The organism is Neobacillus cucumis (assembly GCF_023715505.1).
Window position 1 is genome coordinate 184,287 of record NZ_JAMBOH010000003.1, and the last position, 13,466, is coordinate 197,752.

Genomic DNA, 13,466 nt, shown 5'->3' on the forward strand with positions numbered 1-13,466 from the left:
TAGAAAATGATAAAAAAAAGAGGCAAGCCCGAAAGCTGCCTCCCGATGGGGAGTGGATTAGTTACCACCCTTTTCCCTCTGAGCATCATTATGAATGTTCCTCATACGGCCCATTGTTCCATCGTCTGTTATAACCTGAACGTCTTTTCCTTTTGCGTAAGGCTGAACCGCGTTCTTAATAGCTTGTTTTGTTTCAGCTGACCGATCATGGTCATGCAATGAAACCGAAACAATCACAGTATTGCCATAAGCAACAGACCTTACATTCCTGACATTATCGATATTTTCCACTTTGTTTCTAATTTTAGCTGTAAACCGATCCTGGAACTCCGGATCTGTCACTACTCCGTTGTTCCCATTTTTGGCACTCAAGTGACCGTGATAGTTCAGATCACTTGTGCTAAAACGGTTGTCACGCTGGAAAAAGTTGCGATCCGTTTTAGCTCTAGGGACCGTTGGATTTTGGGGATTCCCATTTTCATCTCTTATTTGCATCTGCCTTCTGGTTTTTTCATCAACAGCTTGATCTTCCACGCCTAAATTATGATCCATGATTTCCGTTATGGTACCATCATTATCCCTTAGTATGTCATAATCGTTATTGGCGTGATTTTCATTTGAATAATAACCAATCGGCCGAGTTAGGTTATTCCCATGATTTCCAGCACGATTATTATCATTTGCACATCCAGTTACACCTAATAATAAAGAGAAGGAAAGAGGAATCATCCACTGTCTTTTGTTCAAGCGATAAACCCCCTAGAGTACAATCTGAGCATAATATCTGCTCATTTATAGGGTGTTATCTTCGGTTGTAATTCATTCTGATAAAATCATTTCACTTTTTCCTGTAATTGGCTGATAAATTTTTTGCGCAGATGAAATTGATTGACCGTTAAATCCATGACCTGCCCTATTTTTGATTGGTCGGTATAGGCTTTTTCCCGAATCATTCGATTCCATTCTCGAAAAATATCGCTAGGGAAAGGTAAGGCATACAAAAAAGCTTCTTCATCTAAATATTTTCCTATTTGCTTTAAACTTCCCAATTTATCCAATGACCAATCGATAGAGGGAAGAATTCGATTGGCATACTGTAAATAATCAAATGAGGGAGGGCCGATACTAATTAAATCAAAATCAATTAAATTCAGCTGTCCATTTTGGTCACGAAGAAAATTATGATAGGCGACATCGCCATGAAGAATAACATCTTGTTCCTTTTGAAAAAAGCGTCGATTTTTTATCATACCCGCTAGTGACCAATTGGCCCATGATATCAATTCAGAAATCATGTAATCATCTAGATAATGCTTTATAAAAGGAAGATTGCCCGAAAAGACTTTGAGTCTTTCCGTCCATTTTTCAATTAACTGACCCTTCGGCAGTAAAGTACGATACCGATTTTCAAATGAAGTGGTCGTTTGGTGAAATTGTTTCAACAAATCAAGCCCTTCTTGACGATTATGATGGGAATGATAGGAAAAGGCTGTTTTATGTGGAGGAATATATTCGATACAGCCAAAATAGGTTCCCTCAAAAAAGAGCTGTTCTTTCATCGGATTAGTTAAGAATATATAGGATTTCAAAAATCCTTCTTTTCTTAATGTTGCGGTAAAAGCCTCTTGAAGCTTTAGTCTGTTATTGGACCGATACCCTTTTATAATATAAGTATTTTTTTCGGTTTTTAATAAATAAACAGACTTTCGGATCGGCACCAGCTGAATAATTTTTTCATAAAACTGTGATTTAAAATAAGAGAGGAGACGATTCAAGTAATCATCGTCTCCTTTTTGGCTGCGGGGTGTTTTAATTGCTTTCATCACGGTAACCTGGCATACCGTAAGGATTTGTTCCAGCTGGTCCCACACCGTAAGGATTCATATATGGCGGATGAGCAACATTCATGGGTCCTGAATATGGTGCACTGTAAATTGGCGGTGTTGGCGGTACAAAGCTTGCCGGTGCGCTTGGTGGAACCATTCCAGCAGGCTGCATACCTCCACCACAGCCGCAGTCACCTCCTGATCCTACTGGCGGCCCTTGTGTTGGAGCTGTCGGCATATAAGGCATTTGTGCCCCTGCAGTAGGTGGAAGAAGATCGGAAGATTCAAAATCATGTACACCCATTACTTGTGGTCCAGGTCCGCCCACTTGTGGATATCCGTATGGTGCGGTTCCCGTTCCGTAAGGATTAACCATTCCAGGGTTGCCATACATGGTACCAGGCATTCCTGGAGGGGCTTGTGTCATTCCGCCTTGATATGAAGTGGGATAACCTTGTGCCCCTGCCATTGGTTCTGCAGGATATCCTCCTGGCACTCCACTATACCCCATTGGCATCTGACCGTGCCCAGCAGGCACTCCTCCATAGCTCATTGGGTTTTGACCATATCCAGCTGGCATTTCTCCATACCCCATTGGGTTTTGACCATATCCAGCTGGCATTTCTCCATACCCCATTGGGTTTTGACCATATCCAGCCGGCATTTCGCCATAACCGGTTGGCATTTGACCGTATCCTGCAGGATACTCTCCGTAGCCCGAAGGCATTTGCGCTGGGTTGGCTGGTGCTCCTCCATACCCTATTGGCATTTGGCTTGGTCCCGCTGGTGCTCCTCCATAGCCCATTGGCATTTGGCCTGGTCCGCCTGGCACTCCTCCATACTCCATTGGCATTTGGCCTGGTCCGCCTGGCATTTCTCCATACCCCATTGGCATTTGGTTTGGTCCGCCTGGCATGCCTCCATAGCCCATTGGTGTTTGACCATAAGCGGCAGGGTCCATCATTGGCATTTGGGCTCCCATTGCGGCTCCAGGATTATAAGCCGGGTTTACACCAGGCATTTGCGGCATGAACGATGATGACTCGTCATGGAAAAATTGCCCCGGCATAACCGAAGTACCGGCAACAGCTGGATTAAACCCAGGTGTTCCATGAACCATTCCAGGGTGTGGCACATAACCTGCTCCTTGGACCGCAGGATATGGCATAATTGGCGTCATCGGCATTCCATCAAATGGAGGGCAGAAGCCAGGGCCTGGCATGACAGGTGTCATCGGTACACAATTTTCTTGCGGCGGCGGTGTCTGAACCGGCATCTCTTGTACTGGTGCTGGTGGAGGAACTGGAATTTCTTTCTTTGGTTCTTCTTTGACCTCGGGAAGTATATTGGCAGGTTTAGGAGGAAGCTGTGGCTGGACGGTCATGTTTGTCATGTTAGTCGTATAATAATTGTTTATATCTATTTCTGGGATGATTTGCAGTGGCATTTTGGGAGTATATGGTGCTTTTGGTGCTTCTTTTATAATTGGCTGTTCTTTCACGATCGGTTGTTCTTTTACAATTGGTTGTTCTTTTGCGATCGGTTTTTCCTTCAAGATTGGTTGTTCTTTCACAATTGGTGCTTCCTTGATTGGCAGTGGAATAGGTTTTTCTTTGGCAAACGGATGCTCAGCAATGGGCATTTCCTTTTTAGCTCCTAAGTTGATCGACGTTTCCGGTTTCGTTCCAATCGGTGCTTCTTTCTTTATTGATCCACCTGTAGTAGGAACTTTTATTTTCATTCCGGGCATAATCATATCAGGGTTGCTGAGCTGTGAATTTAATTTTTTCAGCTCTTCAAAATTCACGCCGTACTTCTTGGCGATTTTCCAAAGAGTATCCCCTTTCTGTACGATATGGATCTTCACTCTGATTTCCCTCCTATGGCATAAGTCCATATAGTGTATGTGAAAATGGGCAAAGTGCTAATATACTTCAAAAAAACTTATGCTTCCTTTTATCAAATTATGAATAAGTCCCCAAAGATATAGCGAGATTCGTTTCGCTGATAAAAGCTCTGGTTTCGCCGATATATTAGAAAAAACGGCCGATATATTGAAGATTTCCGCCGATATGTTAGAAAAAACCGCCGATATATCATCAAAGGATAAAAATGACCCTTTTAAAAATAAGAAAAAAAGATGCAATTCGATCAATTACATCTTTTTTTCACTATTTATGAATTTTTTAACATCCTGTCTAAGGCTAATTTTGCATTTTCTGTGATCTCTGATCCCACTTTAATGATATTGTTAGTATCTTCTAAGGTTTCCAAACTCCAAACTAAATGCGGCAAGTCAATACGATTCATTGTCAAACAAGGGCACATTTGTGGATTTAATGAGATAATCTGTTTATCCGGATGATCTTTGATAATCCTGTTTACTAGATTCATCTCGGTTCCAATCGCCCAAGCTGAACCTGGCTCTGCCTTTTCGATTGTATTGATAATAAAACTTGTGGAGCCCGCCATATCGGCTAATTCAACAACTTCCCGGCGGCATTCCGGATGAACGATAATTTTCATATCGGGATATTGAACACGTGTATCGGCGACGTTTTGAACAGTAAAGTTTTCATGGACAGAGCAATGCCCTTTCCAAAGAATCACTCTTATTTTTGAAACATCTCCCTCAAATTCAAGGGCATTCGAGATTGGATTCCAAATCGCCATCTCATCTAATCCAATCCCTAAATCCGCTGCAGTATTCCGTCCTAAATGCTGATCAGGTAAAAATAAAATCCGTTCTTTGATTCCTAATGCCCATTTAACCATTGTTTCTGCATTGGAGGAGGTGACAGTTGCTCCGCCATTTTCACCAACGAACGCCTTAATGGCCGCGGTTGAATTGATATACGTTAAGGGAAGAATCGTGTCTCCAAACAGTTCTTGAAGCTTTTCCCATGCTCTCTCGGTTTGCTGGATATCGGCCATATCGGCCATGGAACAGCCGGCCCGCATATCAGGCAGAAATACCTTTTGATTGTCACTTGTTAAAATATCGGCCGTCTCTGCCATAAAATGTACACCACAAAATACGATGAACTCGGCTTCCGTGTTTTTAGCTGATAATTGCGCTAGTTTTAAAGAATCACCGGTTGCGTCGGCGAACTGAATCACTTCGTCTTTTTGATAATGGTGACCTGGAATAAAAAGCCGGGAACCAAGCTGTTGTTTTACCTCGATGACGCGGTTTTCAAGTTCTTCCCTCGTCATTTGCTTGTATTTTTCAGGAATCATCACATTCTTTTGTAAAGTTTCTAAGAAGCTCATTCTACTCATCTCCTTTATTCCATATTACTTTTACACTTATATCAAGGGCTTTATAGGAATGGGTCAGAAGCCCAAGAGAAATATAATCTACACCAGTATCACGATAGTCAGCGATGTTCGCTAATTGGATGCCGCCGGAGGCCTCGGTAATGATACCAGCAGGGACCAGTTTGATAAACTCCTTAATTTCATCAGGTGTTCGGTTATCAAACATAATCACATCCGCACCAGCTTGAACTGCTTCCCGTACTTGTTCTTCCGTTTCTACCTCTACCTCAACCTTTACCATATGACCAGCCTTTTTTCGGACCGCTTCTACTGCCTTTGAAATCGAGCCTGCAAACGAAATATGGTTATCCTTAATCATGACGGCATCGTATAAACCAAAGCGATGGTTAAAACCTCCGCCGCAGCGAACCGCGTATTTTTCAAGCATTCTTAAACCAGGGGTTGTTTTTCGTGTGTCACAAACCTTTGTATGACCACTATCAAGGGTATGAACCGCCTTTTGCGTTAAAGTAGCAATCCCACTCATCCTTTGGATTAAATTTAGGACCACCCGCTCTCCTTTTAGTAAGTCAGCGATTTTTCCTGAGACATTTGCAAGCTCTTGCCCCTTCTCGATTGCTTGGCCGTCCTTCACAAACAGCTCAACGGAAAGGTCATGATTTAAAAGATAAAAACCAGCTTTGATCACTTCCTCCCCGCAAAAGACACCCTCGTCCTTTGACAGAAATACAATCTTCCCCGTAGTATCATCCGAAAAAATGTAATCGGTTGTTATATCCTGTTCGCCAATATCTTCAATAAAAAATTCCTCAAGTTGCGAGCGCAGTTTTAATGAGTTCATTATTTTTCTCCAATCCCAGATTCTTTTTATGAGTAATTGATTGACGCAACCAATTTTGATTGTCTTCTAACGGATAATCACTTCGATAGTGACCGCCGCGGCTTTCTGTCCTTTGTAAGGCAGATTCGGTAATCAGACTCGCTGTAATCACCATAAAGATTTTGGATAGATCCGTTCTGGAACATGTATCTAACTGGATTTGATCGGCATTAAATTGGGCCAGCCAGGTTTGCTGCTTTTTCAAATTGGCTTCATTTCTAACAATCCCTACCCGCTCCATCATTAAATCCTTGATCCGCTGAATATCCGGTAAATTCAATATCTTAGTAATAGCTGGTGGTACGAAATCTCTAGAATCAAATTCTTGGTACTTTGTTCCGGTGCTATTGATCCATTTTGATAATCGATCACCTTGATAAAGCCCCTCTAATAATGAATTGCTCGCCAAGCGGTTGGCGCCATGCAGTCCTGTACAGGAAGCTTCTCCGATTGCATATAACCCATTAATGGAAGAACGGCCCATTAAATCCGTTTTAATTCCGCCCATTAAAAAGTGGCTTCCAGGTGCGACCGGAATTTTTCCGTCCGCTAAACAAATTCCATTTTCTTCACATATAGCCGTAATCGTAGGAAATCTTTTGCTAAATTCTTTAATACTGCTAATATCTAAAAATACTTGTTTCCCTTTTTTAAGAAATTCATAGATTCTTTGTGAGACCACATGCCTTGGACCCAGGTCCTTCATGGGATGAATCCCTTCCATAATAGGAATTCCCTCTTCGGTCACAAGGATCGCCCCATCACCTCGAACGGCTTCAGAAATTAATCCTTTTGTTTCACCGTTGATATACAAAAGGGTCGGATGAAATTGAATAAATTCCATATCGACAATTTCTGCACCTGCTAAGTAGGCCATCGCGATGCCATCACCACATACAGTACCAGCGTTTGAGGTGTAAGTGAACAATTGGCCGCAGCCGCCGGAGGCCATAATGATGTGGCTTCCATAGAACTTTCGTATCGTCCCATCCGATTGTTTTGCTTTAACGCCCACACAGCGAGTTTTTTCAGCGTTTAAAAGTAATTCGTAAGCAAATACATCTTCTTCAATCGTTACATTATTGGGGAGCCTGCTGATTAAATGTTCCATGACGTTTTTACCAGTGGCATCACCACCGCCATGGACAATTCTCTTTTCGCTATGGGCTCCTTCCATCCCTAAAAATAATTCACCGTTAGAATCCTTATCAAAAACATCTCCCTGCTGGGACAGGTTTCGGATTAGGGATGGGGCAGCTGCAATTATTTCCCTGACAGTATCCAGGTTATTATGAAATCTTCCCGCCTCAAGTGTATCCCCGATATGTTTGGATGGGTGGTCATTTGCTCCTAAAGCGGCAGCAATGCCCCCTTGTGCAAGATAAGAGTTTGCCGTTCTTAATTTCCTCTTTGTGAGTATTCTCACATTCAAATGATTATTTAATTGAACAGCCAGCTGTAACGCGGCTATCCCACTTCCAATTATTACTACATCATCATTTATCATGGATAACCCTCCTGGCATTAACAGGTGTCTTGACATATATATTTACACAGAATTAAACTAAAAACAAGTACTAAAAAAATAGATTATTGGAGAATTAGGATGATATATTTTGATTTTGCTGCGACAACTCCATTAGATCAGGATGCTGCTGAGGTATATGTAAAAGTGGCAACCGAATACTTTGGAAACACTCAGAGTTTGCATGATATCGGCAGTCAGTCTCAATTTTTACTGGAAAATTGCCGGGAAGAATTGGCAAATATTTTTGGCATTGATAAAAAAGGCTTATATTTTACAAGCGGCGGCTCGGAAGGAAACTTCTTAGCGATCGAGGCCCTTTTGTCTGCTCCATTAAAGGGCGGAAAACATATTATCGCGGGCATGGCAGAACATTCCTCTGTCCATGGTGTTTTAAAGCGGCTCACACAGGATGGCTACGAAGTCACCCTTATTCCGTTTAATTCAAAGGGCTTGATTGACTTGGACCTCGTCCTCAGTTCAATTAAACCTGAAACGATTTTAATTACATTGCAGCATGTTAACTCGGAAATTGGGACCATCCAGCCAATCGAGGAAATGGCGAAAATAGCCAGGGCAAATAAAATTCATTTCCACAGCGACTTTGTCCAGTCCTTTGGAAAAATAAATGTAAAAAACATCGCTCCCTTGGTCGCCAGTTTTTCGTTTTCCGGTCACAAGATCTATGGACCTAAAGGGATTGGCGGAGTCTATATTAACCCAAACCTTTCTTGGGAGCCATTTTTCCCGGGGGGTTCACATGAAAGCGGCTTTCGGCCTGGAACTGTCAATGTACCGGCGGTCGCTGCCATGACGGCCGCGGCTCAGAAAATTATCGGACGACTTGAAGAGGACCAAACTAAATTTCAGTCTCTCCGAAAAGCATTTATAGAAGCGCTGAAGCCGGTAAAAGAATGGGTAGACATTTATCAAGCTGATGACAATCGACAGCTTGCCAATATTATTGGAATGCGGATTTCTGGTATTGAGGGACAATGGATGATGCTCGAATGCAACCGTCTTGGATTTGCAATTTCCACGGGAAGCGCCTGTCAAATCGGAATGCAAACCCCCGCAAAAGTAACGGAGGCATTAGGATTAGAGAAAGACCAAGCAAAGGAATTTATTCGGATCTCTTTAGGTTCGACCACGACAATGGAAGATGTTATTAAGCTTGGGGAAACGATGGTCAGCGTTGTGAAATCGTTCAAACGGCTTCCGTGATAGAAAGAAACGAACTGTGCTAGAATAAGTAGATAGATTATATTTAAAGGAGAGCTTTTATGGCTGAGCAAAAGAAAATTTTGGGAGAGGAAAGAAGGTCGTTCATCCTCCAGCAGCTGAAAGACAGCTCTGAACCGCTTACCGGCAGTGAACTAGCGGCTAGAACAAATGTTAGCAGACAAGTTATTGTTGGAGATATTACCCTTCTTAAAGCAAAGAATGAACCAATTATTGCCACGAGCCAAGGTTATATCTATTTAAAGACCAGCTCGGGTACCCCTAGATTTGAAAGAACCATTGCCTGCAAACATGCACCGGAAGACACAGAGAATGAATTAAATTTGCTTGTTGACCATGGTGTGCTTGTAAAAGATGTAAAAATCGAGCACTCCGTATACGGCGATTTAACCGCCTCTATTATGGTTTCTAACCGTCATGAGGTGAAGCAATTTATGGAAAATATTAAAAACTCGAAGGCTGCATTATTATCGGAATTAACCGAAGGCTTCCACCTTCATACCATTTCAGCTTCAAGTACGCAAGTCTTAGATCAAGCAGAGCAAGCCCTAAAAGCAGAGGGATATATAATTGAATAAAAAAAGAAAAGCGGAAGCGACCGTTTAGCGCACGACAAGACTGGAGCACTTCCACTGAGATAAAGGAAAATAGAAAAGCGGAAGCGCCTTGACCAGGCGCTGGAGCTAGACAACACGAAGAGCGGAAGCGATTCGATGTTGACTTATCGAAGGGAGATGGGCGAAGTCTACTAGTGGCTGGGAGCTGGAGCTGGACAATTCTCGAAGACAATATTCATTTCTTAGTAATAAGAGACCCGCTGCAGATGGCACGGGTCTCTTCGTTTATTAATCAAGATTTACGATTACGGATGGATAGCTTCCTAACACTTTGACGCCACAGCCAAGTGCTTCTAGCTCTGCAATGGCTCCTGGAATTAATACTTCATCAAGTTTCATTTCAAGATCAATGATAAAGAAATAGTTGCCAATTCCTGTTTTCATAGGTCTTGATTCAATTTTGGAAAGATTCAATTTTCTCCAAGCAAACGCCGACAATACCTGATGAAGAGCTCCAGCCTGGTCAGAAGGCAGTGTAACCATAAGGGTTGTCTTATAATGAGATGAGCCGCTTATTTCCGCAAAATCCAAGCCATGTTCAGATAAAACAAAAAAGCTGGTATGGTTAAAATGAAAATCATGGATATCTTTTTGGACGATGGTTAGTCCATATTCTTTGGCCGCGAGTTCATTGGCAATGGCCGCCGCATTCATTTCTGGCTGCTCCATGACCATCTTCGCCGCTGCTGCTGTTGATGAGATACTTTCAATTGGTACACCTTTAAAATGGGTATGTAAAAACTTATGACACTGGGCGATGGCATGGGAATGGCTAAATACTTTTGAAACATCCTGCCAATGGTCCTTATTGTCAGGATGAACCATTAAGTGCTGTTTAATCGGCAGTGTGATTTCTCCGACAATTGGAATATCGACTACATGCGTTAGATAATCTAGTGTAATGTTTACTGAACCTTCAAGGGCGTTTTCAACCGGAACAACTGCTAAATCTACTTTATGATCTACGATTGCATCGATACTTTCCGGAATCGTATTATACGGTTCCAGCTCGAATCCTTGAAAAACTTTACTCACAGCTAATTCTGTAAATGTTGCCTTTGGCCCCAAATAACCAACCTTCATGACTTTCCCCACTCCTCTGTATTTTTACGTGTGTTCAATTGAGTGTTGATTTCCGCTCCAGGCACGAGCGGTCCGGGGAGCCTCCCCAGCCCCGTACTCCCGCAGGACATTGAATTTTTCATCCTCGAATCCACCCACGCACGAAGGAAATGCGATAGCATTTTCGAGGAGTCTGCGCGCCTTCCGCTCCAATCAACATGCTAAAAATCAACAATAACCTTTATAACAAGCCTAATTTTTAAAAAGGAAGGCTAAAGACCAGGCCCATAGTGGACCTTGTCCACTACGCACCTGTTCCCAGCACTTCCACTTTTTCTACAAATTCAAGTTTTCTTAGTTCCGTTAGCAAATCGTCAAGCGTTGTTATGATATTCGAAGTATTTAATGACAATGTCACATTGGCCCTGCCCTGAAGCGGAATCGTTTGGTGTATCGTCAGCACATTACATCCTGATAAGGCAACAACGCTTAACAAGTTGGACAACGTGCCTGAGCGATCTTCCAAATGAAAGAAAAGGGAAATGATCTTTTCCTTCTGAATTGTAGAAAAAGGAAAAACAGTGTCCCTATATTTATAAAAGGCGCTTCTGCTTAGGTCCACTTTTAGAACGGCATCCGCAATCGAATCTGCTTTGCCTCTATCAAGCATTTCTTTCACTTCAATCGTTTTCTTCATCGCTTCCGGCAAAACATCCTCACGAACCAAGTAAAACTTTTTATCAAAATTATCCATCTAAACTCTACCTCGTTCTTTTACGGAAAACTACTCAATAAACTCAAATTCAAATTCTAACAGCCTAACAATATCCCCATCTTTTGCTCCTCTTTGTCTTAAGGCATCATCAACCCCAAAACCGCGCAGCTGACGCGCAAAACGGCGAACCGATTCTTCTCTTGAAAAGTCGGTCATCTTAAATAATCGTTCGAGCTTATCACCAGAGAGCACAAATGCACCATCCGGATCTCTTGTAATCGTAAAGGCATCTGGATCGGCCTCATGTTTATATAATACACGATGTACGCCAGTTACATCTTCCTCTTCGTGATCAAGAGGGAATTCTGGTGTTTGCTCGATTTTATCGGCTATCGCAAATAATAGGTCACGCAGGCCTTTTCGTGTTAGGGCTGAAATAGGGAAAATTGGATAATCCTCTTCTAACTGCTCTTTAAACATTTCCAAGTGTTCCTCTGCATCCGGCATATCCATTTTATTCGCCACAATGATTTGTGGGCGCTCGGTCAATCTAAGGTTATATTCTTTTAACTCTTTGTTAATGGTCACAAAATCATCAAATGGATCTCTGCCTTCCGTTGCGGCCATATCAATGACGTGGACAATCACCCTTGTCCGCTCAATATGCCGTAAAAACTGATGACCAAGTCCAACGCCTTCACTTGCACCTTCAATTAATCCCGGCAGGTCGGCCATAACAAAGCTTCGGCCATCTTCTGTTTCTACCATGCCAAGATTAGGTACGATTGTTGTGAAGTGATATTCGGCAATCTTTGGTTTTGCCGATGACACGACAGATAATAATGTCGACTTCCCTACACTTGGAAATCCAACAAGACCAACATCAGCAAGCAGTTTTAATTCAAGAATGACATCACGCTCTTGCCCAGGCTCGCCATTCTCAGCAATCTCCGGAGCAGGATTTTGCGGGGTAGCAAACCGAGTATTTCCTCGCCCGCCACGGCCGCCCTTAGCAATGATGGCCTGTTGACCATGTTCTACTAAATCAGCGATGACCTCTTTTGTGGCAGCATCGATTACCACCGTTCCAGGCGGAACCTTGACAATCATATCGTGAGCGCCTCTGCCATGCATTCCCTTGGACATGCCATGTTCTCCGCGCTCTGCTTTGAAATGACGCTTATAACGGAAATCCATTAAGGTACGTAAGCCTTCATTGACCTCAAAGATAACATTTGCTCCTTTACCGCCATCTCCGCCGGCAGGACCCCCATTTGGTACATATTTTTCACGGCGAAAGGCCACCATCCCATTTCCGCCGTCTCCGCCTTTTACATATATTTTAACTTGATCGACAAACATCTAATTCCTCCAGTCTTGCACAATAAATTAACTGATATCACACCGAGTTATTTTTCACCATTGGCATAAATAACTCGAGGGAGAGTTCGGTTTCTGTAAATTCCTTAACGGACAAATCAACCGTTTTATCCGATAGGAAGATCTCCATCAGTTCTCTGTTACTTATTATCCCGCTAAAATCAAAAAAGAAACGAACTCCGTCTGCTTGCGGTTCAATTGTAATCGATAAATTATTTTCTTGAAATGGCTCGATCGCTTGATTCAAACTTTCAAAAAAGGTAGTTGTCCAATTTGTCACAGCGAGATCATTGATTTTTGAGGCATCTGAATCAAACAGCACCTCATATTCCAATCTAAAGGAAGGATTTTCCCAGTTAGATTTTAAGAGCAGCGCAGCAAATAACGGCATATGTAAATTTGATAATTTTGTTTCATGCTGGGCCTCGATCACGATTTCGTCAATGACTTGTTTGGCCCGGTCAATCCGATTAAGGTCAAGATTTCCCTTTATCAGCTGCAGCTTATTTAACCAATCATGTCGTGAGTGCCTTAGCACCTTCACGATATCCCATTCTTTCCCCATATGTACACTCCCACATTTAAGTGTTGACACTGTTTCCTGTTAGTATATCAAAAAAACATACATGAGTAGACTTTTTTGTATAAGAAAAGTTTTTTAGAGGCAAAAAGAGCTTTCAAAGAAGATTATGGATGAGGATCTTTTATATAAAGACTTGTTAACTTGACGTTGATTTCCGCTCCAGGTGCGAGCGGTTCGCGGGCGGTCCGGGGAGCCTCCTCGGGGCTGAAGCGCCTGTGGGGTCTCCCCAGCCCCTTACTCCCGCAGGAGTCTTCGCGCCTTCCGCTCCAATCAACATGCTATTAGTCAACAATAACCTTTAACACAGCTGATACAAAAAGAAAACTCTAACCAATCAGGTTAGAGTTTTCTGAT

At 42.5% G+C, this 13,466-nt stretch carries 13 protein-coding genes; 2 read left to right on the forward strand and 11 right to left on the reverse strand.

Annotated features, from left to right (window positions below):
* Window positions 1–57: 57 nt before the first annotated feature.
* From M3226_RS06075 to nadB, 6 genes are all read right to left on the reverse strand, one after another.
* Window positions 58–747, reverse strand: a complete 690-nt coding sequence (locus M3226_RS06075; protein WP_251563557.1) for a YhcN/YlaJ family sporulation lipoprotein — start codon at window positions 745–747, stop codon at window positions 58–60.
* Window positions 748–833: 86 nt separating this feature from the next.
* Window positions 834–1,823 carry a phosphotransferase gene (locus M3226_RS06080; RefSeq protein ID WP_251563559.1) on the reverse strand — a complete coding sequence of 330 codons (990 nt, stop codon included), beginning with the start codon at window positions 1,821–1,823 and terminating at the stop codon, window positions 834–836.
* Window positions 1,810–3,693 (reverse strand): SafA/ExsA family spore coat assembly protein, encoded by a 1,884-nt coding sequence (gene safA, locus M3226_RS32190; RefSeq protein WP_308211931.1) that lies wholly within the window; start codon window positions 3,691–3,693, stop codon window positions 1,810–1,812. The genes M3226_RS06080 and safA overlap by 14 nt, the downstream gene beginning before the upstream one ends.
* 308 nt (window positions 3,694–4,001) lie before the next feature.
* Window positions 4,002–5,099, reverse strand: coding sequence for a quinolinate synthase NadA (gene nadA / locus M3226_RS06090; protein ID WP_251563561.1), 1,098 nt, complete (start codon window positions 5,097–5,099; stop codon window positions 4,002–4,004).
* 1 nt (window position 5,100) lies between these two features.
* Window positions 5,101–5,949, reverse strand: coding sequence for a carboxylating nicotinate-nucleotide diphosphorylase (gene nadC / locus M3226_RS06095; protein WP_251563563.1), 849 nt, complete (start codon window positions 5,947–5,949; stop codon window positions 5,101–5,103).
* The gene (nadB, locus tag M3226_RS06100; protein ID WP_251563565.1) at window positions 5,918–7,495 is read right to left on the reverse strand and encodes an L-aspartate oxidase; all 1,578 of its coding nucleotides are present in this window, start codon (window positions 7,493–7,495) and stop codon (window positions 5,918–5,920) included. The genes nadC and nadB overlap by 32 nt, the downstream gene beginning before the upstream one ends.
* Window positions 7,496–7,594: 99 nt before the next feature.
* On the opposite strand from nadB, the gene M3226_RS06105 reads away from it, so the two are divergent.
* Window positions 7,595–8,737, forward strand: coding sequence for an IscS subfamily cysteine desulfurase (locus tag M3226_RS06105; protein ID WP_251563567.1), 1,143 nt, complete (start codon window positions 7,595–7,597; stop codon window positions 8,735–8,737).
* A gap of 59 nt (window positions 8,738–8,796) precedes the next feature.
* Window positions 8,797–9,333, forward strand: a complete 537-nt coding sequence (locus tag M3226_RS06110; RefSeq protein ID WP_251563569.1) for a transcription repressor NadR — start codon at window positions 8,797–8,799, stop codon at window positions 9,331–9,333.
* Window positions 9,334–9,600: 267 nt separating this feature from the next.
* On the opposite strand, the gene pheA is transcribed toward M3226_RS06110, so the two are convergent.
* The 5 genes from pheA to M3226_RS06130 all read right to left on the reverse strand — a co-directional run bounded on the left by pheA (window position 9,601) and on the right by M3226_RS06130 (window position 13,094).
* Window positions 9,601–10,455: a prephenate dehydratase gene (gene pheA, locus M3226_RS06115; RefSeq protein WP_251563572.1), complete on the reverse strand. Its 855-nt coding sequence runs from the start codon at window positions 10,453–10,455 to the stop codon at window positions 9,601–9,603.
* Window positions 10,452–10,577 carry a hypothetical protein gene (locus M3226_RS32195; RefSeq protein WP_285857743.1) on the reverse strand — a complete coding sequence of 42 codons (126 nt, stop codon included), beginning with the start codon at window positions 10,575–10,577 and terminating at the stop codon, window positions 10,452–10,454. The genes pheA and M3226_RS32195 overlap by 4 nt, the downstream gene beginning before the upstream one ends.
* A 161-nt stretch (window positions 10,578–10,738) precedes the next feature.
* Entirely contained in the window at window positions 10,739–11,188 is a 450-nt protein-coding gene (locus tag M3226_RS06120) for an ACT domain-containing protein (protein WP_251563574.1), read from the reverse strand.
* A 30-nt stretch (window positions 11,189–11,218) separates the two neighbouring features.
* Window positions 11,219–12,511 (reverse strand): GTPase ObgE, encoded by a 1,293-nt coding sequence (gene obgE, locus M3226_RS06125; protein ID WP_251563576.1) that lies wholly within the window; start codon window positions 12,509–12,511, stop codon window positions 11,219–11,221.
* A 37-nt stretch (window positions 12,512–12,548) separates the two neighbouring features.
* On the reverse strand, window positions 12,549–13,094 hold the full coding sequence (locus M3226_RS06130) for a Spo0B C-terminal domain-containing protein (RefSeq protein ID WP_251563578.1): 546 nt from the start codon (window positions 13,092–13,094) through the stop codon (window positions 12,549–12,551).
* Window positions 13,095–13,466 lie beyond the last annotated feature (372 nt).